Source organism: Flavobacterium commune (assembly GCF_001857965.1).
Lineage (GTDB): Bacteria > Bacteroidota > Bacteroidia > Flavobacteriales > Flavobacteriaceae > Flavobacterium > Flavobacterium commune.
The window spans coordinates 3,150,930-3,176,231 of record NZ_CP017774.1 but is presented as its reverse complement, the minus strand read 5'-3'; the positions used below and the strand labels follow the sequence as shown (position 1 = coordinate 3,176,231).

Sequence of the window (25,302 nt, the reverse complement as noted above, 5' to 3'; positions counted from 1 at the left end):
GGCCTATAAATTACTTATCGTTACAAACCAAGGAATGTCTGAAGTTCTGCTTTATTTTTAAATGTACGTATCCAGTCTACTTCATAACCCGTTTCAGCACCTACTATATCAGCTATTTTAAACTGTCTTATTGTTAATTCGGTCTCTGTTAAATAATCCGCAGACAAATCATAATAAATAACATTTTGAGCAACAAAATCTGTTTTGTATTTATTGTTACCTACATTAATTCCTCCGGTAACGGCAGGATCAAGAATAATATTACCTACACCAGGTTTTACAGCTCCTGTTCCTGAAAAAGCAATTTTCATGGCAATGATAGGATAAGCAGGAGACTGAACCCATTTTGTTTTTGCAGTTCCTCCCGGAGAAGGGAAAATACCATTAATAATATAGTATAAATCGGCACGACGTTTACTAGCGGTAGTTCCTAATTGTGCAGGATCAAAAGTTACTTTTAGCTTTCCTTCTTCAATTTTAGATGTTGCATTTTGGGCTGGTAGCCATTGTACATCTGTTGGGTCGTCAAATTCAAAAATATACTTCCCTTTTGGAGGTGCTATTACTTTAAGTTCAGGACCGGTAATAATTTGATTTTCTAACCATACCCTTACTTTTCCTGTAACTGCACCTTTAGGAATTAATACTGCTATTTGTGTATTAGAAACAGAAACTACAGTTCCTGTAAAAGCATCTTTAACTATTCCGTCAGAGAATTTAACACTAACTTTTGATGCATCAGTACCAAAACCCTGTCCAGTAATCACCATTTGATCACCTACATTTACAGAAGTGGGTGAAACAGAAGCAATAGTAGCACCTACTAAATATTCGAAATCGGCAGTTGTGGCTGTATTTGTCCAAACTTTAACTGTAATAGGCCCTGTTCCTGCATTTTGAGGTACTCTAACAGTAACCGAAGTATCTGAATAAGTTAAAATTTCATCAGCAAGAACACCATTAAAATAGATTTTTGCAGCTTGAGAATATTCTCCAAAATTAGTACCTGTTAGAGTAACAATATTTCCAGAAGTTCCTACTGAAGGCGAAACAGAAGTTATTGTTACAGACGGATAAGTAACCAGAGGTTCTCCTGTAAAATCTTTTTCCTGATCACTACAAGAAGCCATTAGTACCATGCTAAATAATACTATTACAGCTTTTATTTTATTTTTTATAATATGATTCATATTAGTATAAGTTTAAAAGTTACTAATTAATAACCTGGATTTTGCAACAACTTAGTATTTAACTGTTGTTGTGTTGTTGACAAAGGAAATAAATAATGTTTTCGTTGAAAATTTCTATTTGCTGCCGGATCCAGTAACAAAGCGTTTAAATTTCCTTTTCCTGTAGCAACCGAAAGCTCTCCATAAGGATAAGAAGCAGGTTTATAAATAGCCGAGTTACCCTGATAGTCTGTTCCTTGAATAACCGATCCTAAAATTGGTTCATTTAATACTTGCTCTGCTATACCCCAACGTTTTAAATCATCATAACGACTATTTTCTCCAAACAATTCAATGGCTCTTTCTCTTCTAATTTCGTCTAACATATTTAAACCATTAGCAGCCACAAAAGCGTTAGTCAAAGCTGGAAGCCCCGCTCTTTGTCTAATTAAATTAACGGACTCATTTAATTGTGCATCTGTAATGCTTCCGTTTAACTCATATAAGGCTTCGGCATACATTAAATAAACTTCTGCTAATCTAATTTGAGGATAATCTGCTGATTCTGTATTAGCAGCTCTGTAAGTACCATATTTATAGGCTCTAAATTTTCTATTAGCATAACCAGAACCACTATCTCCACCCGGTCCGAATAATTTTATAGCTCCTGAAACCGGAATTGCATCGGTAGTTAAATCAACAAAATAAGATGTTAATCTGTAATCACGATTTTTATACTCATCCCCTACTTTTACATATCCTTGAAACAAAGGCGATTTATCAACTGGTAAACCGTCAGTACATAGAAACATATCCATAAACTTTCTGGAAGGAGCTAATCTTGAACCTACAGTATGACTTAAGTTTGTTCCTGCTTGTAATAACCCAAAATCGTATTTATTATAAAGAATAAACTCCTTGTTTGTTGATTTATCCAGACCTGCCGGATTAGAACCCGCATCTTCAAGATTAAATAAATAATACATACTAAAGTTATTTAGCTGTGAATTATAGTTCCATAATTGGTAGCCACCATTACTCATTACATCTTTAGTCAATGCAATTACTTCTTCTAAATAAGCAGTGGTGTTTGCTGCAGCTCCTTCACTACCTGCACCTGTTGTAATTCCATCTCCATCAGTAGTAGTACCTACATATTTTTCCCAAGTAGCCTCATATAATAGTACTCTGGCTTTAAAAGCCTCAGCTGCCCATTTGCTAAGATGTCCTTTATCTGCTCCAGAAATATTTTGTTCCAATGGTAAATCAGGAATCGCTTCTGATAAATCTTTTAAAATTTGATTCATCACTTCGTAACGACTGTTGCGTTTTCCGTATAACACCTCATCATTAATATCTACTACAGTAGTCACAATAGGCACTCCACCATATCTTTTTAACAAAAAGAAATGATGCCATGCTCTAAAGAATTTTGCTGCTGCTACATACTGTGCAATAGCAGCTTTATCTCCTTGATATTTATCTGCAGCATTTAATAATATATTATTGGCTCTAATATATTTATATGGATTTCTCCAATAAATATCAGATACAGCTTCTACTGTGTTTCCTCTTCCTTCTTCCTGACTTAAAGAGGTCAAATCAGTACCAAAATCCATAAAATTGTATATATTACTACCATCAACAGATCTCCAACTTACCATTTTATTATAAAAATCATTGGAGGCAGCCTTAAAGTTTGCAGGTGTTTTAAAATAAGAAGCTTCCGTTTGTGCATCAAGAGGTTCTAAATCTAAGTAATCACTCTGACAGCTTGTAAATAATAATACTGAAGACAGTACTAATGTTGTTACTATATTTTTCATACTAGTCGTTTTAATAATTAAAAGGAAACATTTAATCCTAAAGAAAAGGTTCTTGTAAATGGATAGATATTATTTGAACTATCTCCAAATTCAGGATCGTATCCATCTTTAACTTTTGAAAATTCAAACAAATCATTTCCTGAAAAATAAACTCTAAACTTATCTAAACCAAAATTGCCAATTTTTAAATCATTTAAAGTATAACCTACTATTAACGATTTCAATCTGATATATTGATTGTCTTGCAAAGCAAAATCATTATTTTGCCAGTTCCAAGCTGCTCTTGTTGTATTAGCTGTCATTCTTGGATAAGCTGCATCAATATTGGTTGGTGTCCAGGTTTTTCCAATAAAAGCAGTTGTTTGACTACCATACAATGTATTGAATGGATAAGATAAGAAACCGGTTCTAAGCACATTTTGCTCTAAAACTCCCTGAAAAAAAGTTGAAATATCAAAATTACGATAGTTAGCACTCAGGTTAATACCGTATACATAATGTGCTGCGGTGTCTCCCATAAATTTAACATCTTTAGCATCAATTATTCCGTCATTGTTCGAATCTACTCTCTTAGTATCTCCCGGACGTAAAACATTTAACCCTGACGGAAGTGCACCATTTTCATTAGTAGCTGCATAATAAGCATCTACTTCATCCTGTGTTTGGAAAAGTTGGCCTGTTTGATACAAGAAAATTGAATTCAAAGGATGACCTACCACACCGCTCCCATTAACTCCGGGATTAATAGCAGTTGCATTTTCTTTTTTAAGCAAAATATTTCTAGTATCTCCCATATTAGCCGAAACGCTGTATTTTAATTTACCTATTTCACCTCTATATCCTAAAGTAAACTCCCATCCCTTAGTTTCAAGCTCCCCAGCATTAGTTTTGGGCGCAGTACCTCCTAAAACATCAGGATAAATTATATCGGTCAACATACCTACATTCTTTTTAGTAAAAAAATCATAAGTACCAAATAACTTTCTATCAAAGAAACTAAAATCAGCACCATAGGTTTTCATTACAACGCGTTCCCATGAATTTTGATTAGACGTAATTCTATTAACCCAGCTTGCCGCCTGTTGCGCTGCTGTAGTTCCAAAAATAGCACTACCATTACTTATATTAGAAATATAATCATAAGTTGGAATTCCTACCTGTGATCCCATTTCTCCATAAGTATATCTTAATTTTAAATTACTTAATGGCTTGAAATTTTTTAGAAAACTTTCTTCACTAATAACCCATCCTGCTTGTATTCCTCCGAAATTATTCCACTTGTTCCCTGGTCCAAATTGTGAAGAACCATCTCGTCTTCCGCTTATCTCCAATAAATACTTATTTTTATACGAATAGTTAAATCTCGCTAAATAAGAATACAATCCTTTATGACCTCTACCTCCTGTTGCTTCAACCTTATTTTCAATAGATCCCATGTTAATATCATACACTCCATTATCAATGAAACCTAATCTATAACCATACAATCTGGTGTCTTCTGTTTTTTCAGCAGTCATTCCTAAAAGAGCTGAGAAATTATGATCATTGAATTCTTTTTCATAATTTAAAAATCCACCATAATTTTGATAAGTAATTTGTTTATTTTCCTGTCTTATTGAAGAAACTGAATTAACCGATTCAGGAGCTAAATCACCGTACCAGCTATATTGCGGAACTGTTATAACGTAATTAAGATTATTGAAAAAATCTTTATTATAAGCAACCTTAGTTTGAAAAGTTAAACCATCATATAGTTTAAAAGTAGCGGCTAAATTCATCATGATTTGATCTCTGGTCGTATTATCTCTACCACCATCAACTGTAGCAGCAACGTGATTTCTATTTCCTGCTATATTAAAGTTAGCATACCATTGTCCATAAGGATTTCTCGATGGGAAAAATGGTGGATCTTGTGATACCGAACCATCTAAGCCAGAAGAAGGTGAAGAAAGATCATATTTTAAATAAGACATATTGGTTTCTAATTTAAGCCAGCTGTTCACCGTATAATCATAATTCAATCGCACATTATACTGTTGCTTTCCATCATAAGCGGTTTGAAGTGCACCCAAATCTTCCGAGTATCCATAAGAAACTCTATAATTTGTTTTATCAGTACCACCTGAAATACTTCCGGTATGAAATGTTGAAACTGATTTACCAAACATCTCATCATATCTTGGAGAGTTAGAGATGTAAACATTACCCCAGAATTGTGTTGGATATATTCCTGCATAGCCCGTCTTCATTAACTCTAAATTTTCTTTAGACTGCCACCCCCAGTAATTAGCATTTACACCATCTTGTTCTGCAGCTTCAAGCCATACTGTTGCATATTGTTGCATAGTAGGAGTTTGTGGTCTAATCCCTAATGTATTTATTCTAGTAGTTGTTGAAACGTCTATTTTCATTTTTCCAGATTTCCCTTTCTTAGTAGTCACCATAATAACTCCATTGGATGCTCGTGATCCGTAAAGCGCAGCTGATGCATCTTTTAATACAGTAACCGATTGTATATCATCAGGATTCATATTATAAAAAGCTTCATTATTGATTGCTGGATTTCCATCAATCACAATAAGTGGAGAACCACCATTAATAGAAGTAGCTCCTCTTATTTGCAAATTAAGACCTTCCCTTCCTGGTCTGGATGAATTTCTTGTCACTACAAGTCCCGGAGTTTGTCCTTGTAAAGCCAAAGCCGGATTTGTAACAGCTCTATCCTGAAATGATTTAGCAGTAACAGTTTCAATAGAACCCGTGGAGGTCAGTTTCTTTTGAGTTCCATAAGCCACAACCACCACTTCTTCTAAAGATTTAGAATCTGAAATCATTACTACATTAAATACCGTTTTTCCAGCTACCGAAATTTCTTGATTTTGAAACCCCAGATAACTGAATACCAAAATGGATTTATCAGACGGAACACTAATAGAGAAATTTCCATCAATATCAGTCATAACTCCTTGTGTACTTCCTTTAACAACTACATTTACACCCGGAAGCCCCATATTATCTTCGGCAGAAGTTACTTTTCCTTTTATTGTTATTTGTTGTTCAGCTTCTTTTAGTACAGCTTTTTTTGAAGCGTTGAATACCCCATCATTTGCAGCAAACGATTGGGAAGAAACGCAAACAAGAAAAGACATCACCAAAGAAGGTCTAAGTCTGTTCCATAATTCGGTTTTATTCAAAACATTTATTCTCATAATGAATTTGTTTTTGTTGTTAATTAATTTAGTTAGTTAGTTTTTTTGTTTTCGTTATATTCTATGTTAAGTATAGATTGATAATAAAATTTGTGTTTTTTTAATTTCACATTTAATAGTTTTTTAGGTTAATAATTTAGATGGTCATAATTTTAAATTGGTTTTATTATTACATCACGAAATAATACTGATACAATATTAAATATTAAAGAACAACACGACTATAACACATCGTTCAAAGAGTATAACTTATAGACCATTTTAATATAATCCCCCGAAAACCTTAACAAACACAAAAATTAACACACTGAAAATCAAACAAAAAACACAACAACACTTCCTATCGTTTATACTTTTATTAAGTTTTTTTTATAGTTTACAATCTAGCTTATTTTCAGAACATAGAAGCTCCATAATTAGACAAAATCATGATAATTGAAATAAAAAAAGCCCAATTTTAATTAAAAAATTGAGCTCTCTTTTTATCATTTTATGTAAACACCCCTACTCTTCTGTCTTCTCTTTTTGATCCTGAATATACTGAGTAGGGGTAACTTTAAAAACTTCCTTAAAGGTTTTTGTAAAATAGGCTGTGGAATTAAAACCACAATTATATGCTATTTCTTTAATTGACAAATTATTGGTCAATAATAATTCGGAGGCATATTTTAATCGAATAGTCCGAATAAAATTACTTGGATTTTGTCCGGTCAGGGAACTGATTTTTCTGTAAAACTGAGATCTTCCCATTCCCATATTACCTATTAAATCATCTAACGTAAAATCGATATTGCTTACATTATCAATCACAATTTTTGTTGCCTTGTCTAAAAACTGTTCGTCCAATGAATTAATTGTAACATCTGATGAAGGAACAATTCCTCCAATGGCTGCAAAACGCTCTCTGGAACGTTTTCGGGCTTCTAATAAATTATTTACTCTGGCTCTCAAAACCGACATATTAAACGGTTTTGAAATATAACCATCAGCCCCCGTTTGATAGCCTTGTACTACATCTTCATCTAAATTTCTGGCTGTTAATAACAAAATTGGAATATGACTGATTTCGAAATCCGTTTTTACCTGATGACACAATTCAAAACCATCCATCTTTGGCATCATTACATCGCTTATAATAATATCGGGAAAATATTTTCTGATTTTTTCCAATCCTTCTACTCCATTAGCCGCTTCTTTTACCTGATACAAATCGCTTAATTCCGTTTTAAGATGATTGCGAAGTACCTTATTATCTTCAACTAAAAGAACTACCGGCTTACTGGCTTTTTCATTCTCTACGGTAGCCTTAACCGGATTCGTATTTTCATCGGCAATAGCAATTTCATATTCAGTCGATTGTAACGCATTCATTTCCTTGCCCTGTACATTCAATACTGCATTTTTTTGCTGTTTAATATCTGTTTTTAAATCTGCCGGAATCACTATATTGAAAGTAGTTCCTTGTTTGTACTTGCTTTCAACCGTAATAGCTCCTTTATGCAATTCGACCAAACTTTTGGTATAATTTAACCCAATACCTGTTCCTGTTTTAGAAGAATCAGCATGAAAAAAACGTTGAAACACCTCTTTTAACTGTTTCTTTTTAAAACCAATACCCGTATCGGTAATTTTTATCTGAATCATTTTCTCGGTAATAATTGGACTAAAAAACAACCATTTATAACGCTTTCTATCAACAGTAACCTCCGACAACGAAAGCGTGACCACCCCCTCATTATCGGTAAATTTTATAGCATTAGACAATAGATTTGCCAGCATTTTTTCTATTTTATCCGGATCAAACTTTCCATAATATTCCTTTAGTTTAGAATCAAATACAAAGCTAATATTCTTACTTTTAGCCAAATCTTCAAACAAAAAGAACGTATCCTTACATAATTTAACAATATCTAAATTGGTAATTTCTAAATGAGATTTACCCAAATCCATTTTTCTTAAATCCAAAAGCTGATCTACCAAATATAATAATCGCTTACTGCTTTTTTGAATAATTACAGCCGATTTTTTTACTTCCTCAGCATCGTTAAAATGAGACAAAATTTTCTCGACAGGATTTAAAATTAAAGTAAGTGGAGTTCTGAATTCGTGAGAAACATTAATAAAGAAACGAAGTTTCATTTGGTCTAATTCATGTTCCTTCTCTTCGTTTATCTTATTGGTATAATAATCGAGTCCAAACCATATTAAAACGCCCAAAATAATAACATACAAAACATAAGCCCACCATGTTTTCCAAAAAGGAGGTAGCACCCGAACCAAAATACTTGTTTTCTCGGCATTTTTCCATTGTCCGTCTATTGAAGCCATGACTTCAAAAGTATAGTTACCCGGAGCCAGATTAGCATAATTAGCTACTCTATTATTATCTACACTAATATATTCCTTATCCAAACCATCCATCTTATAAGCATACTTAACACGCTCCGGATTTTGATAATTTAAAGCCACAAAACCAAATGAAATATAACCTTCATTATGCTTTAACTCAATTTCTTTAAGATTTGACACTGACTCATCAAAAAGTATGCGGTCATTTAAAGCATCGCCTGCATTGATTCGCTTATTAAAAATTTTAAGTTCGGTGATAATTGGCTTCACTCTATCTGAATTCAACGAAATGTCATTTGGATAAAAAATATTGAATCCGTTAATTCCACCTACAATGATTCTCCCGTCATAGGTTTTTGCTATCGATTTACTCTGAAATTCTAATCCCTGTAATCCGTCATGAACATTAAAATTCTTGATATTCTGTGTTTTCGGATTCAATAATGACAAACCACTTTTGGTACTAATCCAAATATTCTTGTTGTTGTCTTCCTGTAGTCCAACCACTAAGTTATTAGGAAGTCCGTTTTTAGAAGAATAAGCCTGTTTGAGTTGTAGATTAATATCTAACTGATACAATCCCATATCACTCCCTATCCAGATATTTCCTTTGTAATCTTCGGTAATATGATTGATACGATTTCCTTGAATATTTTTAATCTTTATTTCCTCGAAATTGATGCTTTTTGGAATCTTCGAACTTAACGAATTTAATTTCACATAACAAAGTCCGAGCGATGTCCCCACCCACAATCGGTTTTTAGAATCTACAAAAAGAGAGAAAACAAAATTACTGATCAGGCTCTTTGGATTATTGACATTATTTTTAAACTGGTAAAACTTTTCGGTTTCAACATCAAATAAATTCAAGCCTGCTGTTGATGTTCCTAACCATAAGCGTTTTTGACTGTCTTTAGCAGCACACCAAACCGTATTTTGCCCAATAGAAAAAGGATTTCTCGGGTCGTTTTCATATCTTTTCGTTTGAGATGAATTAGTATTAAATCGATTCAATCCTCTATCCCAGGTACATACCCACAAATCACTATTATCTCCTTCTAACAGATACAAAATCTTATTAGAACTTAAAGAATTAGAATTTCCCGGAATTGCCTTGAAATGTTTAAAACTCACATTTTTATCATCAAAAAGATTCAAACCTCCTCCATCAGTTCCTATCCAGATTCTTCTCTTACTGTCTTCAATTACTGACTGAGCTATTTTTGTACTTAAACTTTTTCCGCCATTAGCTCTGTAAAAGTGATGCCCGAATGAAGATTTAGATAACGCCAATTTATTAATTCCTTTATTATAACTGGCAATCCAATAAATTCCATCCTTATCTTCCAATACTTTTGAAGGTTGGTTATTAGGTAAAGAAAAAGGATCGTCCTGGTTTTGTACAAGATGCTGTATCAATCCCTTATTTTTATCTAATAAATAGATTCCGCTTCCATCGGTCGCTGCCCATACCGTTCCTTTTTTATCCTGATACAAATGAAAAACAGGAATACTTTGATTAACAGGAGCGATTTTTTTAACTGTTTTTTTGTAAACATTAAACAGATAGAGATGTGCCAAATCATTTCCTATCCAAAAATTTCCTTCTTTATCCAACAAAATCTGTTTTGGCAAATGATTTAAATATTGATTAGCTTCAAAAACTATTTTAATTCGATTAAAACTATCGGTCTTGGAATTGTATTGATGCAAATTATTTCCTCCTGTTCCTATCCAAATCGTTCCTTTTTTATCCTGAATAAGATTAGTTACATTATTATTATCTATAGATTTTATATTCTTAGAATTAGTTATATAACGAGTATATTTTAAGGTACTGAAATCCGGAGCATTAACAGAAGCCAAATCCAGTTTCAATAATCCATTCTTTGTTCCCACCCATAGAATATTATTCTTTTTATCAAATAAAAGACTGTTTATTTCTTCCCTTAGATTTAATCCTTCGGTCTTTTTCTTGTATAGATTGATTCGGTAAAACTTTTGTGATTTTTTATCAAAAACATTCAATCCATTACTTGTCCCTACCCATAAATATCCCTTACTATCTTCGGTAATCGCATTAATACGATTATTACTAATGGAATGAACATCGTTTATAACAGGACGGTAAATCTCAAATTCGTAACCATTGTATTTATCCAGTCCATCAATAGTTCCAAACCACAAAAACCCCTCACTATCCTGAAATATTTCGACACTGGTGCTACTGGAAAGCCCTTTATTGGTGTCAAAATTTTCGAATTTTAAATTAGAATATTGTGCAAAACTTAAATGACTGGCCAAAAAAAACACCACCCAAATAATGATTGATTTTTTCATTAATCTGGTTTTAGATTTTATTTAAAGATAATTTATAGAAGAGCTCAAATTTATAAATTAAAAAGGAAATATTTTTCTACACTATAATTAATTTATATCTATAAGAATATTAAATCATATTACCAATCTTGATCCCCGACATTGAAGAGTATTAACATAATAAAAATATCTGCATTACAATGATTCCCTATGCAAGCCTGAATTTGGAATTCTTTTTTGGAAGTTTTAAAAAAACTCATAACCACCTGTTTTATTTCGTGCCTACAGTAATTTATTTTTTGGAAATTCAAGTTCAAAAAAATAAATTCGCTAAGAATAAAAAAAGGAAATCTCTAAACAATGAGATTTCCTTTAAGAACTAAATTCAAAAATATAACTTCTAATTTATTCCGCCACCTAAAGCTTTGTATAATAACACTTGTGATTCGGCATTTTTTAATTGAATATCAACAAAATCCAATTCGGCCTGTAATTTATTTTTTTGCGCATTGATGATTTCCAGATAATTAGCATAACCACTTAAATACAAATCGTTTGAGACATTTACAGCTATTTCAAGATGCTTAATTTCATTCGATTTGAATTTTAAAACATCTACAAAAGATTCCGTTCTATGCAGTAACGCACTCAATTCATTGTATGCTGTTGTAATCGTATTTTGATATTGCAACAACGAAATTTGCTGCTTTTTATTCGAAACAAAAAACTCTTGTTTGATTTGTCCTTTGTTAAAAACAGGCGCTGTTAATCCGCCGAGTAATTGCCAGGCAAAAGAACCGCTATCAAAAAAGGTAGAAAATGAAAACGAATTCAATCCGGCATACCCCCCCAGATTTAAAGTTGGTAAAAACGCAGCTCTTGCGGCTTTGGCATCGGCATTTGTAGCGAGCAATTCGTGATAAGCTTCTGAAACATCTGGTCTTTTATGAATAATAGAATCCACACTTATTTTTTGATTTAAAACTGCCAGATGTCCCGATAAAAAGTCAGTACTTCTATCAATTTTTCCGCCGTATTCGCCTAAAAGATTCAATAAGGCTTTTTCGGTTTGGTCAATGCTTAAATCGAGTTGTTCTGATTCTGCTAAGATATTATTGTTTTGTGCATTAAACTGCTGAACTGCTAATTCAGTAGCTTTACCAACCGATCTTTGCGAAGAAATAATATCCAATGCTTTTTTCTGCGTCTTTAAGTTTTTTTGGTAAATCACTGCTTGTTTGTCAAAAGCAATCAGCTTATAATACAAATCAGCAATATCGCTTAACAATCTCGTTTGCAACAATCGCATTCCTTCCTGTGAAGCAAAGAATCGCTGCAAAGCTGCCTTTTTGCGATTACTCAGTTTTCCCCAAATATCAGCTTCCCAGGAAACTTTTCCTCCTAAAAACACATTGGGCGTTACATCAGTATTAATTCTCTGTCTTTCTGAGATATTCTGAGAAAAATTGGTATCAAAATTCCCCACCCCATCCATGGTGTATTTTCCATAGCGGGTTCCGGAAACATCAGCCTGAATATCTAAAGATGGTAAAAGCGCCAGCTTAGCTACTTTTAAATGTGAATTAGCAATTAAAATACGTTCCTGCATAATTAAATAATCCGGATTTTGAGCAATGGCTTTATCTAACAGTGCTTCTAATTTTGGATCTTTAAAATAGGTTTCCGTTTTTAATGGAATAAAATTTTGCAAACTATCGCTTGCTTTTTTTCTTTTCAAATCAAAATTTTCAGGCAGTTGTTTTGCTGTTAAATTTTGGTTGACTTTAGGAGCAGAACAGGCTGTAAACAGCACTATTCCTCCTAATATAATATATTTATTAATTGTGTTTTTCATTTTAAATTTATTTTTTCGTTGCTTTTTCTAATTTGGCAAACAGAATATAAAGACCCGGAATAATCACAAGTCCAAAAATGGTTCCTATAAGCATTCCTCCAGCCGCTGCAGTTCCAATGGAGCGGTTACCAACAGCTCCCGCACCAGAAGCAATACAAAGCGGTATTAATCCGGATATAAAAGCAAACGAAGTCATCAAAATAGGTCTAAAACGAAGTCGGGCACCTTCAATTGCCGCTTCGGTAATGTCTCTTCCTAATTTATTTTGAGCCATAGCAAATTCGACAATCAAAATGGCATTTTTGGCGAGCAGACCAATAAGCATGACTAGTGCCACCTGAGCGTAAATATTATTATCTAAACCAACTGCTAAAAGTGCCAAATAAGATCCAAAAACTCCAACAGGAAGACTTAATAATACCGGGAACGGAAGCAACAAACTTTCGTACTGCGCCGCCAATAATAAATACACAAACAAAATACACAACGCAAAAATGTATATGGTTTGGTTTCCAGACAGGATTTCTTCACGCGTCATTCCTGACCATTCGAGTTCAAAACGGCTTGGAAGTTTTTCAGCAGCGATTTTTTCGACCGCTGCAATCGCTTCACCTGAGCTAAAACCTGCGGCAGCTTCACCATTGATCATTGCCGACATGTACATATTATAACGTGTTAAAACCTCTGGACCATACACTCTTTCGAGTCTCATAAAAGTCGAAAACGGAACCATTTCGCCAGCATCATTCTTCAAATACATATCCAAAATACTTTCCGGATTTTGACGAAACTGTGGACTAGCCTGAACCATAACTTTATACATTTGAGAAAAACGAATAAAATTGGTTGCATAAAAAGATCCCAACATAGTCTGTAAAGTGGACATTGCATTATCTACTGAAATTCCTTTTTTAGCAGCTAAATCATAATCGATATGAATTAAATACTGAGGGAAAGTAGCATCAAAACTGGTGAATGAGTTCTGGATTTCAGGCGAGGTATTTAGCTCCTTAATGAAGTTTTTGGTTACCTCATCAGTATTGTTTATACTTCCTCCGGATTTATCTAATAATCGAAGTTCAAAACCACTGGTGTTACCAAAACCAGGAACCGTTGGCGGAGCAAAAATTTCTATCTGAGCATCGGAAATTCCTTTTGTCTTCTCGGTCAATTGCGCAATGAAATCATTTACTGAAATATTGCGTTCTTTCCAGTCTTTTAGGTTAATCATTCCCATTCCATACGAAGCACCTGCAATTTCAGTTACAATACTATATCCGGCAAGGGTTGTTACGTTATCAACACCTTTTATTTCTTTGGCAATTCGGGTAACTTCGTCTAATGCTTTTTCGGTACGTTCTACCGTTGCACCTTGTGGCGTTGTTACACTCACATAAACCATTCCCTGATCTTCTGAAGGAATAAATCCTGACGGTAAAAATTTACTTGTTCCCCAAGTTAACAAGCAAAAAAGAACTAACAAACCAAGAGTAATCGAAGTTCGATCAGCAAACTTCATCAATACTTTGATGTATTTGGAAGTAATCTTATCAAACCAATTATTAAAGCGGTGAAAGAAACGATCCAACATTGATTTTTTCTCTTTATTTGGATCATGTGCTTTTAGCATAATAGCACACAAAGCTGGTGTAAGCGTCAACGCATTAACACCTGAAATCACAATACTTATTGCCATGGTCAATGAAAATTGCCTGTAGAAAACCCCAACAGGACCACTCAGGAAAGCCACAGGAATAAACACCGCAGCCATCACAATCGTAATCGCAATAACAGCTCCGGTAATTTCTTTCATTGCACTAATGGTCGCAGGCAGTGGTTCCATGTGTTCTTCGGAGATTTTTACATGGACGGCTTCGACAACAACAATTGCGTTATCTACCACAATTCCTATCGAAAGTACCAATGCAAAAAGCGTCAATAAGTTGATTGAGAATCCCATCATCGACATAAAAGTAAACGAACCTATAAGCGCCACAGGAACTGCTAATACCGGAATTAAGGTAGAACGCCAGTCTTGCAAGAAAAGAAAAACTACAAAAGCTACCAGAATAAAAGCTTCAATTAAAGTTCTTAAAACCTCATCTATCGAAGCATCTAGAAAACGAGAAACATCATAAGCAATATTATAGTCCATTCCCGGTGGGAAAGAAGTTCCTTTTAGTTCCGCCATTTTTTCTTTAACGCTGGCAATTACTTCAGATGCATTCGAGCCCGGACGTTGTTTCAGCATGATGGATGCCGAAGGTTTTCCATCAGTTTTAGAAACCATTCCGTAACTCATGGCACCAAATTCAATTTTCGAAATATCTTTCAATCTTAAAATAGTTCCATCAGTATTAGCTCTTAACGGAATTTCTTCATATTGACTTGGTTCAAAAAATTTTCCGCCATATTTAATAACATATTGCAATTGACTATCTAATTGTCCTGAACCTTCACCTACTTTTCCCGGCGCAGCAGAAATATTTTGTTTTTGAAGTGAACTAATGACTTCATTTGCCGAAATATTATACGAAAGCATCTTTTGCGGATCCAGCCAGACACGCATCGAATATTCTTTTTGCCCCATAATTTCGGCACGTCCAACACCATCAATACGTTTTAATTCCTGAAGAATATTAATATCGGTAAAATTGAAAATAAACTGTTCGTCCTGAGTTTTGTCTGTACTTGTTATATTCAAATACATCAACATACTGTTGACCTCTTTTTCGGTCGTAACTCCGGCACGAATTACCTCTTCGGGAAGTTCGTCAAGTATCGTAGTAACTCTGTTTTGAACGTTTACCGCAGCTAAATCAGGATCAGTTCCTACTTCGAAGAAAACCTGAATTAACGTCAAACCATCATTTGAAGTAACCGTTGACATATATGTCATTCCAGGAACTCCATTGATGGCTCTTTCTAACGGGAGAGCAACAGCATTAGCAGAAACCTCTGCGTTGGCTCCTGTATATTTTGCTGTAACAGTTACAGACGGTGGTACAATATCGGGGAATTGTGTTATGGGAAGCTGGAACAACGCCAACAATCCTAAAAGTACTATCATAACCGAGATGATTAATGATAATATCTTTCTTTTGATAAACATTTCTATCATTTTCTTTTCTTTTAAGAATGTATAATTGAATTACAGGTTTGCAACTTTCGTTTCTTTAATATTGATTTTGTCGCCGTCGCGTAAGGACTGAATACCTTCCTGAACAATTAAATCATTATTTTTCAAACCTTTATTCAATATATATACATCATCAAGAGTACTTCCGATAGTGATGTTAGTCATTTTTACAATGCCTTCTTTATCCACCAGAAATACAAATTGTTTGTCCTGAATAGAAAAAACAGCTTTTTGGGGAATGACAATTGCATTATTTTTTGGCTCTGAAATTATTAGTTTTCCAGAAGTTCCGTGTTTGATAAAACCTTGTGGGTTGTGAAATTTAGCTTTGTATTGAATAGAACCTGTTTGTCTGTCTATATCTCCATCGGCAGTTCTAAGTTCTCCTTTTTGATTGTAAACAACACCATTTGGTAAAACTAATTCGATATCACCTTTCGCATTCAGGCTCTTGTTTGTTATCATTTGGAAATAGGTGTTCTCAGGAATTGAGAAATAGGCATATACATCATCCAGTTGAGAAACCGTTGTTAAAAGCGAACCATTTTCGACTAAACTTCCTTCTTTAAACGGAATACGATCTACTGTGCCGTCAAATGGCGCACGAATTGTCGTAAAACCTATTTGTTGATCAATCGCTTTTTTCTCGGCAGCAGCGTGAGCAACTTTGGCAGCTGCCGCTTCATATTTTGCTTTAGCCAATTCTAATTCGTTATTGGCAATTACTTTTTTATTGAAAAGAGTTTGAGCTTGTTCTCGCTCAACAGTGGCTATTCTTAAATCGGCCATAGCACTTTTGTAAACAGCTTGTGCTTTTAGCAATTGTATTTGAAGTTCTACATCACTTATTTTAAATAACAGTTGGCCTTTTTTTACTTTTTGTCCTTCACTTACATATACTTTTTCCAACAATCCCGGAATTCGAACATGAATTTCGACATTATTTTTGGCATGTACATCGGCAACAAATCGGTTGGAGACAATGGTATCTTTTAATGTAACTTTATATACTGGTACCGTTTTTATACTATTGATTTTTGTTTTGTTTTTATCTCCACACGAGACTAAAACGAATAATGATAAAATAGACAGAAAAAATGATTTTTTAAAATTGCTCATAATTAATTTATTATAATTTATATAGACAGATAGCTCCCGAATGTATAGAATACAGGGAGTTTACAAATAAGTTAAAAGGATAAAATGAAAAATTGCGTTTACTCCATTTTCAGGAAGCAACGAATAAATTGAATATTTTTATAAAAGAAATTATCTTAGTGATATACAAAGATATTGCAGCCGAAAAACATCGGTGCATTATAAAAACAAAGAAGTTATTTTAAAACTAGAACAATTGATATAAATGAAGATGGATGTGTTGCTGAATTTGATAGAGACTGGCAGCACTAAAAATGATGTTTTCCTTTAAAAACTTAAGTCCAACAAAATTTGTGTAATAAATATTTTTTAAGACACGTGTTTTTGAATCTTCAACACGTGTTTTTGCCTTCTTTTTAAGAATAAAATGCATCTTTATGTCACAAGACATCGATACTGAAGATGATTCAACCTGAGAAACATCCGAATCTAAAAAAATATCTTTTGTTAGGCAATTATTGGATTCAGAAGAATATTTATACAATTCTACACCACCACAAAAAGTGAGCAGTGACAAAATAATGATATAGATAAACTTAATAGATTTCATAAATTTAAAGAATCAAACTTTTCTTTTTAGTCTCTCAAAAAAATATAGATTTATAAATATTTTGACGCCAAATATAGCCATTTGAGAAGTTAATGTTTCTTAATTTTTCTTTAAAAAAAGACATTTATAAGAAGCTTAATGATAAAATAACCAGTCTGTAAAATTTAGTATTTCTATCTAATCAGATAATCATTTTATTTAGTTTAATGAAGACTAACAAATCCTCGAAACAGGATTTGCCTTAAATGATATAAAAAGAAGTTTAAATCAATTTATTTAAGAACCAGACAAAAAAAATAGGCTGCCTTTTCGGACAGCCTATTTGTTAATATTAAAAGAGTTTACACTAAACGTGTATCGCTCTGTTTTCAGTTGCTGCTAATGCTGCTTCTTTTACCGCTTCCGCAAATGTAGGGTGAGCGTGTGACATTCTTGAAATATCTTCAGCAGAAGCTTTGTATTCCATTGCAACTACAGCTTCTGCGATTAAATCAGCAGTTCTGGCACCAATCATGTGAACTCCAAGAACTTCATCTGTTTTAGCATCAGCAAGGATTTTTACAAAACCATCTAAATCAGCACTTGCTCTTGCACGTCCTAATGCTTTAAATGGGAAACTTCCTGATTTATAAGCTACTCCAGCCGCTTTTAATTGCTCTTCTGTTTGTCCAACAGCTGCAACTTCCGGCCAAGTATAAACCACTCCCGGAATTAAGTTATAATCGATATGTGGTTTTTGACCCGCTAATATTTCAGCAACCATCGTTCCTTCTTCTTCTGCTTTATGAGCTAACATTGCACCACGTACTACATCACCAATAGCATAAATATTAGAAGCAGAAGTTTGTAAATGATCGTTTACTTCAACCTGACCTCTTTCAGAGATTTTAACTCCAGCAGCTTCAGCGTTCAATCCATCTGTGTAAGGACGACGACCCACAGACACTAATGAATAATCTCCTTCTAAAGTAATTACTTCACCTTTTGCATTTTCTGCTTTCACAGTAACTACATCACCAACTCTTTCAACTGATTGTACTTTGTGAGAAGTATAGAATTTCATTCCTTGTTTTTTCAATACTTTTGTCAACTCTTTAGACAAAGCACCGTCCATTCCCGGAATAATTCTGTCCATGAATTCCACTACAGAAACCTGAGCTCCTAAACGTAAATACACCTGACCTAATTCGATACCAATAACCCCACCACCAATAATTACAAGGTGTTTAGGCACTTCAGTTAAACTTAAAGCCTCAGTAGAAGTGATGATTCTTTCTTTATCAATTTTAATAAATGGTAAAGAAGATGGTTTAGAACCAGTAGCAATAATTGTATGTTTAGCTTCAATAGTTTCAGAAGTTCCGTCAGCTTTTGCAACAGCCACATGAGTTGCATCAACAAAAGAACCTAAACCATTAAAAACAGTAATATTATTTTTATCCATCAGGTAGTTGATTCCACCGGAAGTTTGATCTACAACTGCTTTTTTACGGGCAATCATTTTCTCTAAATTAACTTTTACTTCTCCGGAAACCTCGATTCCGTGATCAGCAAAATGAGCAATTTCAGCATAATGGTGAGAAGAAGACAACAAGGCTTTTGAAGGAATACATCCTACATTAAGACAAGTTCCTCCCAATGTGGAATATTTTTCGATAATAGCTGTTTTGAAGCCTAGTTGCGCACAACGAATCGCTGATACATATCCTCCAGGTCCAGAACCTATAACGACTACGTCAAATGAATTCATAGTATATTGTTTTTTATTATTTTTTAAATTCTCGAAGAGCAAAAATAGGGAATTCTGTTTTGTTTAAAGTTTAAAAAATGAGATATTTTGTTAGGTTTTTGTAATGCTTTTTATGGTTTTAAACCAAAATACAAATTATTTTAAAACTATAAAGTCAGCTAAAACAGTTATAAAAGATAAAATCCTATTGTAAAATGTTGAATTTATAATCCAAACGCATTTCTTTAGTGAATCAAAATCTTTTTTGCATAACTTCGTTTTTTTAACCAATTATTTGTAATTCCAAAAAAATGACCCATAAAGAAGAAGAGTTCAAACGAACCATAGGCGTAATCGGTTTATCAGCTAATATTATGAATGTAATCATTGGTGCCGGAATTTTTGCTCTTCCTGCCATTGTTGCAGCATCCATGGGAGCTTCAAGCATTATTGCTTATGTTTTTTGCGGAATTTTAATGGCACTTATCATGCTCTGTTTTGCCGAAGCAGCCAGTAAGGTAACCCAAACAGGCGGAGTTTACTCCTATATCGAAACTGCTTTTGGTCCTTATGCCGGTTTCCTGGCGGGAATTTTTACCGTTGGCGGTACGCTTCTTGCTGATGCTGCCGTTTCTAATGCTTTGGTAAATGTATTGAGTTCGACGCATCCTGTTTTTCAGGAAGAATGGATGCGAATACTATGCTTAACTACTGTTTTTTGGGGTCTGGCATCTATTAATGTTATTGGTGTAAAACAAGGTATTGGTTTGGTAAAAATTAATACCGTTGCTAAGTTAATTCCGTTATTATTACTCGTTATTTTTGGATGGGAAGCGGTTGCTGTCAACAATCTCACTATCGAAAGTTTTCCCGATATTCAACAACTAGGCAAAACTTCTCTGGTTTTATTTTTTGCATTTCAGGGTTGCGAATCCGGAATTGTGGTTTCGGGAGAAGTTATTAATCCTAAACGCACTATTCCCAAAGCAATTTTTATTAGTATTTCGGCAATCGTAGTACTCTATATGCTAATCCAAACCGTGGCTCAGGGAGTTCTAGGAAACCAATTACCACAATTTACCGCTACTCCACTTGCCGCAACCGCCAACGTGATTTTTGGACCAATCGGTTTTGTGATTCTAACTGTTGGAGCTGGGATATCGATGTTCGGATTTTTAAGCGGTGATATATTAAACAATCCCAGAACATTGTACGCACTGGCTCGTGACAAAGTAATTCCAATAAATGCCTTAGCCAAAATCCATCCATCATTTTCAACTCCCTATCTATCCATTATTGTTTATGCTTTACTTGGATTTTTAATTGCAGTAACCGGAAGTTTTGAAAGTTTAGTAGTAATTGCAAGCAGTTCAGTATTAATAGTTTATTTAGGAGTGGTGTTTTCGGTAATAAAATTGCGCTATTCCCGAGAAACAAAAGCAGACGAATTTACAATTCCGGGTGGATTAACAGTTCCAATTCTTTCCATCGTTATTATTCTTTATTTTTTATCCAATTTGGCTCAAAATGAAATCATTGGAACACTGATTGCAATTGGAATTTTATCGATCATTTATGCTTTAATCCGTTTTTCGAAGAAAAAAATAAGCTAGATTAATTTATTCCCTAACACGAATTACACCAATTTACACAAAACACAATTCTTTTTAATTTCACCAATCTGTCATAGGCTGATAAAATTGGTGCAATTTGTATTCAATCATTTTCTAGCTATAGTATCCTGCCTGCCATGCAGGATGAAGATTAGCTTATAATTTTCATATCTTCGTTTCTTCCAAAAATTTAAAGTCTTTAATAAACTAAATAGTAAAAAGGCATTCTTTTTGTGAACAGCAAGCTTTATTAACCTTTATCAAAAAAAATGAAAAAAATCTGTTTATTGATTATTGCCTTATTGGCAATTGTACCACAAACATTTTCGCAAAAAAACAACAAAAATGTTTTCCCTGACGGAACTAAAATGTCCGACTGGTTTTTAGATGCTACAAAAATAAACCCAAGTGATTTAGGTAAATTTTATACCGTAACCGATTATGGCACCCTAAACGACAGTACAATTGTACAAACTAAAGCCATCCAAAAAACAATTGATGAAGCGTATCGTAACGGTGGTGGAGTTGTAGTAATCCCAAAAGGAACTTTCATGAGCGGGGCTTTGTTTTTTCATCCTAACACCCATTTACATGTTTCAGAAGGAGCTATTTTAAAAGGTTCTGATAATATTATTGATTACCCTATAATGCCTTCCAGAATAGAAGGACAAAGTATTGAATATTTTCCTGCCTTAGTTAATGCTTATGGTAACAATGGTTTTACTATTACTGGTAAAGGGGCTATTGATGGAAATGGTTTGAAATACTGGGAAGCTTTTTGGCAAAGAAGAAAAGAAAATCCGAACTGCACCAATCTTGAGGTTTCCAGACCCCGTTTAGTATTTATCTGGAAGTGCGACAATGTTCAGGTACAGGACGTAAAATTGCGCAACTCCGGATTCTGGACCAGCCACTACTATCAGTGCAATAATGTAAAAGTGCTTGATGTACGCATCACTTCTCCTCATGCACCTGTAAAAGCGCCAAGTACAGATGCTATCGATATTGACATTTGCAAAAACATGTTAATTAAAGGTTGCTATATGGCTGTAAATGATGATGCTATTGCATTAAAAGGCGGAAAAGGTCCATGGGCTGACAAAGATGCCAGCAATGGAGGAAACGAAAATATTATTATTGAAAACTGTGACTTCGGATTCTGTCACGGGGCACTAACAAGCGGTAGTGAAGCTATTCATAACAAAAACATCTTAGTGCGCAACTGTACTGTTAACAATGCAATACGTCTTTTGTGGCTTAAAATGCGTCCAGACACACCTCAAAGATACGAGTACATTACTGTTGAAAACATTACTGGTTATGCTAAAAGTATGATTTATGTAAAACCCTGGACTCAGTTTTTTGATTTAAAAGGAAGAAAAGATGTTCCGCTATCGTATTGTGATAATATTACCATGAGAAATATAGACATCAAATGTGATGTTTTTTACGATATGAAAATTACAGAATATGATAAGTTAACCAACTTTACTTTTGAAAATTTAAAAGTAGAAGCTAAAAATGATGACATGGATAAAAGTATCATTAAAGGTTTAAAACTTAAAAACGTAGTTGTTAATAATAAAGTAATTAAATAATTACTGCAACATAGCTATTCAAATCACCAAAGGGTATAATTTAAATCATTATACCCTTTGCTTTTTTAAAACCATTTATAAATTATGAAACTACTCTCCTATTTTTCATTATTCCTTGTCCTTTTGACCGCTAAAACTAACGCTCAAAACACTCCAGCTCCGATAAAACTGGTTCAAATTATGCTAACCGCCGATTATCCCGATTGGAATTACAAACTCAATGAAGAAGCTACAATAAAAGTTAGCGTACTTAAGTATGGTTCGCCAGTTGAGAATGTAGAAATCGAATACCAATACGGTCCGGAACAATTAAATCCGGAAAAAAAAGGAACACTTGCATTAGCAAATGGTGTTGGCGAAATCAACATTGGAACAATGAATATTCCCGGTTTTCGTCAATTAAGAGTACAGACAAAAATTGATGGTTATGTGTATAAAAATGAAATTAATGTGGGTTTTGCTCCTTTTGAAATCAAACCCACAGTCAATTTACCAAAGGATTTTGATGCTTTTTGGGAAAAGGCAAAAGCCGAAAACAGCAAAATCCCGATGGATGCTGTAGTTAATCACAAATCGGAATTATCTACTGCAAATGTCGATGTTTATTTGGTTCGCTTACAAAACTATAAATTAGGTCAATACTTTTATGGGTATTTGAGTAAACCTAAAGACGATAAAAAACATCCCGTTTTATTCAATCCACCGGGTGCGGGAGTAAAAAAAATAGTTCCTGTAACTACTTATGCCGAAAAAGGTTTTATCAGTTTCACAACCGAAATTCATGGTGTTTCCCCTGAAATTAACGATGCTGATTTTGAATCCACAAGAGCAAAACTAAAAGATTATTGGGCTATTCATTTAGATGACAAAAACAATTATTATTATAAAAAAGTGTATTTAGATGGTGTTCGCGCTATAGATTTTTTAACCAGTCTTCCAGAATTTGATCAAAAAAATATAGTAGTTACCGGTGGAAGTCAGGGTGGTGCATTAACTATTGTGGCTGCCGGAATTGACAAAAGAGTGAATTATATTGCTTCATTTTATCCTGCTTTAAGCGATAATACAGGTTATTTAAACAACAGATCGGCCGGATGGCCTTTTATGTTTAGTGATAAATACCAAAACAATACCCCTGAAAAAATAAAAACAATGGAATATTATGATGTGGTAAATTTTGCCCGAAAAATTAGTATTCCCGGTTTTTATTCTACCGGATATAATGACAATACCTGCTCTCCTACTTCTACTCTTTCGGCGTTTAATTCCGTAAAAGCATCTAAAGAAATTGTAATTACTCCTATTTCGGCGCATTGGAGATTTGCTGAAACAGATGACAAATCAATCCAATGGTTACAAGAAAAATGCGGAATTGAATAACAAAACCCTTCTTAAAAATAGTATCATGAAAAAGAAAACAAATTGTATAGTATTGCTAGTATTAATGAGCTTTTTTTATACAAATGCCCAACAAAAAGATTCTATTACATCTTATATTTCGACAATTAAATCGAATATCTATAAAGATTACAAAGGCATGTACCGAAAAGGTGGCGGTTCATTAGTTTATCCATTTCTAACACCCGGGAGCAATCAATATGATAATGTATTGTGGGATTGGGATTCCTGGTTAAGTAACATTGCACTTCGACAAATCCTAATGGATATTGGAAGTGAAAAAGACAAACAAGAAGCTTTAAAATACGAACAAGGCTGTGTCCTTAATTTTTTACATTATGGAGATTGGGACGGTTATTTGCCAATAGTTATTTGGGAAGATTCAAAACCACGTGATATCAAACCGGAAAACATCTATGATGTCAATATGCACAAACCTGTTTTGGCGCAACATGCTGCATTTATAACCCAAAACAACAACGGCAATGCTGCATGGATTAAGGAAAAATTCTATCACCTTCAGGCATTTGTCAATAATTATAAATCACACCATCAAAATAAAGCAACAGGTCTTTATTATTGGCAAAACGATGTAGCCATTGGAGTCGATAATGATCCAAGCACTTTTTTTCGACCAAATAAAAGCTCGGCTTCTATATACCTTAACTGTTTAATGTACAAAGAACTTCAATCGATGGTTTATCTGGCCAATCAATTAAACCTTTCAAATGTGGCTAAAGAATTCGCTTTGGATGCTGAAAATTTAAAAACTGCTCTTCAAAATAATTGTTGGGACGAAAGAGATGGATTTTTTTACAGCGTAGATTTAAACTTGCGTCCGGTTGCAAATGTTGAAGATAAAACTTTAGGACGTTCTTTTATCATTCACAGTGGTTATCCAAGGGATTATGATGGTTTAATTCAGCGCATTGGTGTTTGGAGTGGCTTTTTAGCACTTTGGTCAGGTATTGCCACTCCGGAACAAGCCGATCGTATTGTTAAAGAACACTATTTGAATACAAAAACTTTCAACGCTCCTGCCGGTGTAAGAACTCTTTCTAAAATGGAAAAAATGTACAGTTTAAGATCCAGCGCTAATCCTTCTAATTGGAGAGGTCCTATTTGGGGAATTTCAAACTATATGGTTTTTAAAGGATTAGTTAAATATGGCTATACCAAAGAAGCAACAGAATTGGCTAAAAAAACAATTCGTCTGTTTGGAAATGATTTTCAAAAAAATGGAGCCTTACATGAATATTACGAACCGGAATCAGGAGAACCAATGTTGAATAAAGGCTTTCAAAACTGGAACTACCTTGTTATAAACATGATAGCGTGGTTAGAAAACAAAAAAGTTGTTGAGGAATTTTAAAAAAAAGAACTTAAAACT

13 protein-coding genes are annotated in these 25,302 nt (G+C 33.9%); 4 read left to right on the top strand and 9 right to left on the bottom strand.

Going from position 1 to position 25,302, the window contains the following annotated elements:
• Window positions 1-20: 20 nt before the first annotated feature.
• The 9 genes from BIW12_RS13225 to lpdA all read right to left on the bottom strand — a co-directional run bounded on the left by BIW12_RS13225 (window position 21) and on the right by lpdA (window position 19,324).
• Entirely contained in the window at window positions 21-1,190 is a 1,170-nt protein-coding gene (locus BIW12_RS13225) for an IPT/TIG domain-containing protein (RefSeq protein ID WP_071185546.1), read from the bottom strand.
• Window positions 1,191-1,216: 26 nt separating this feature from the next.
• Window positions 1,217-2,995: a RagB/SusD family nutrient uptake outer membrane protein gene (locus BIW12_RS13220; RefSeq protein WP_071185545.1), complete on the bottom strand. Its 1,779-nt coding sequence runs from the start codon at window positions 2,993-2,995 to the stop codon at window positions 1,217-1,219.
• 17 nt (window positions 2,996-3,012) lie between these two features.
• Window positions 3,013-6,204 carry a SusC/RagA family TonB-linked outer membrane protein gene (locus BIW12_RS13215; RefSeq protein ID WP_071185544.1) on the bottom strand — a complete coding sequence of 1,064 codons (3,192 nt, stop codon included), beginning with the start codon at window positions 6,202-6,204 and terminating at the stop codon, window positions 3,013-3,015.
• A gap of 504 nt (window positions 6,205-6,708) precedes the next feature.
• Window positions 6,709-10,893 (bottom strand): two-component regulator propeller domain-containing protein, encoded by a 4,185-nt coding sequence (locus tag BIW12_RS13210; protein ID WP_071185543.1) that lies wholly within the window; start codon window positions 10,891-10,893, stop codon window positions 6,709-6,711.
• A gap of 379 nt (window positions 10,894-11,272) precedes the next feature.
• Entirely contained in the window at window positions 11,273-12,727 is a 1,455-nt protein-coding gene (locus BIW12_RS13205; RefSeq protein ID WP_071185542.1) for a TolC family protein, read from the bottom strand.
• A gap of 7 nt (window positions 12,728-12,734) precedes the next feature.
• Window positions 12,735-15,848, bottom strand: coding sequence for an efflux RND transporter permease subunit (locus BIW12_RS13200; RefSeq protein WP_071185541.1), 3,114 nt, complete (start codon window positions 15,846-15,848; stop codon window positions 12,735-12,737).
• Between the two features lie 30 nt (window positions 15,849-15,878).
• A complete protein-coding gene (locus tag BIW12_RS13195; RefSeq protein WP_071185540.1) occupies window positions 15,879-16,985 on the bottom strand; it encodes an efflux RND transporter periplasmic adaptor subunit in 1,107 nt (368 codons plus the stop codon).
• Window positions 16,986-17,211: 226 nt separating this feature from the next.
• Window positions 17,212-17,574, bottom strand: a complete 363-nt coding sequence (locus BIW12_RS13190) for a hypothetical protein (protein WP_071185539.1) — start codon at window positions 17,572-17,574, stop codon at window positions 17,212-17,214.
• Window positions 17,575-17,920: 346 nt separating this feature from the next.
• Window positions 17,921-19,324, bottom strand: a complete 1,404-nt coding sequence (lpdA, locus tag BIW12_RS13185) for a dihydrolipoyl dehydrogenase (RefSeq protein ID WP_071185538.1) — start codon at window positions 19,322-19,324, stop codon at window positions 17,921-17,923.
• Window positions 19,325-19,614: 290 nt separating this feature from the next.
• Between lpdA and BIW12_RS13180 the strand changes: the two genes are divergently transcribed.
• The 4 genes from BIW12_RS13180 (at window position 19,615) to BIW12_RS13165 (ending at window position 25,284) form a co-directional block, all read left to right on the top strand.
• Window positions 19,615-20,916, top strand: a complete 1,302-nt coding sequence (locus tag BIW12_RS13180; RefSeq protein WP_071185537.1) for an APC family permease — start codon at window positions 19,615-19,617, stop codon at window positions 20,914-20,916.
• Window positions 20,917-21,185: 269 nt separating this feature from the next.
• Window positions 21,186-22,514 carry a rhamnogalacturonidase gene (locus BIW12_RS13175; RefSeq protein ID WP_071185536.1) on the top strand — a complete coding sequence of 443 codons (1,329 nt, stop codon included), beginning with the start codon at window positions 21,186-21,188 and terminating at the stop codon, window positions 22,512-22,514.
• Between the two features lie 84 nt (window positions 22,515-22,598).
• On the top strand, window positions 22,599-23,894 hold the full coding sequence (locus BIW12_RS13170; protein WP_071185535.1) for an acetylxylan esterase: 1,296 nt from the start codon (window positions 22,599-22,601) through the stop codon (window positions 23,892-23,894).
• A 25-nt stretch (window positions 23,895-23,919) separates the two neighbouring features.
• Window positions 23,920-25,284, top strand: coding sequence for an MGH1-like glycoside hydrolase domain-containing protein (locus BIW12_RS13165; protein ID WP_071186424.1), 1,365 nt, complete (start codon window positions 23,920-23,922; stop codon window positions 25,282-25,284).
• Window positions 25,285-25,302: the final 18 nt, after the last annotated feature.

Excerpts from the sequence above, each read along its gene's own strand:
- BIW12_RS13225 (WP_071185546.1), bottom strand. The coding sequence starts at position 1,190 with ATGAATCATATTATAAAAAATAAAATAAAAGCTGTAATAGTATTATTT.
- BIW12_RS13220 (WP_071185545.1), bottom strand. The coding sequence starts at position 2,995 with ATGAAAAATATAGTAACAACATTAGTACTGTCTTCAGTATTATTATTT.
- BIW12_RS13215 (WP_071185544.1), bottom strand. The coding sequence starts at position 6,204 with ATGAGAATAAATGTTTTGAATAAAACCGAATTATGGAACAGACTTAGA.
- BIW12_RS13210 (WP_071185543.1), bottom strand. The coding sequence starts at position 10,893 with ATGAAAAAATCAATCATTATTTGGGTGGTGTTTTTTTTGGCCAGTCAT.
- BIW12_RS13205 (WP_071185542.1), bottom strand. The coding sequence starts at position 12,727 with ATGAAAAACACAATTAATAAATATATTATATTAGGAGGAATAGTGCTG.
- BIW12_RS13200 (WP_071185541.1), bottom strand. The coding sequence starts at position 15,848 with ATGATAGAAATGTTTATCAAAAGAAAGATATTATCATTAATCATCTCG.
- BIW12_RS13195 (WP_071185540.1), bottom strand. The coding sequence starts at position 16,985 with ATGAGCAATTTTAAAAAATCATTTTTTCTGTCTATTTTATCATTATTC.
- BIW12_RS13190 (WP_071185539.1), bottom strand. The coding sequence starts at position 17,574 with ATGAAATCTATTAAGTTTATCTATATCATTATTTTGTCACTGCTCACT.
- lpdA (WP_071185538.1), bottom strand. The coding sequence starts at position 19,324 with ATGAATTCATTTGACGTAGTCGTTATAGGTTCTGGACCTGGAGGATAT.
- BIW12_RS13180 (WP_071185537.1), top strand. The coding sequence starts at position 19,615 with ATGACCCATAAAGAAGAAGAGTTCAAACGAACCATAGGCGTAATCGGT.
- BIW12_RS13175 (WP_071185536.1), top strand. The coding sequence starts at position 21,186 with ATGAAAAAAATCTGTTTATTGATTATTGCCTTATTGGCAATTGTACCA.
- BIW12_RS13170 (WP_071185535.1), top strand. The coding sequence starts at position 22,599 with ATGAAACTACTCTCCTATTTTTCATTATTCCTTGTCCTTTTGACCGCT.
- BIW12_RS13165 (WP_071186424.1), top strand. The coding sequence starts at position 23,920 with ATGAAAAAGAAAACAAATTGTATAGTATTGCTAGTATTAATGAGCTTT.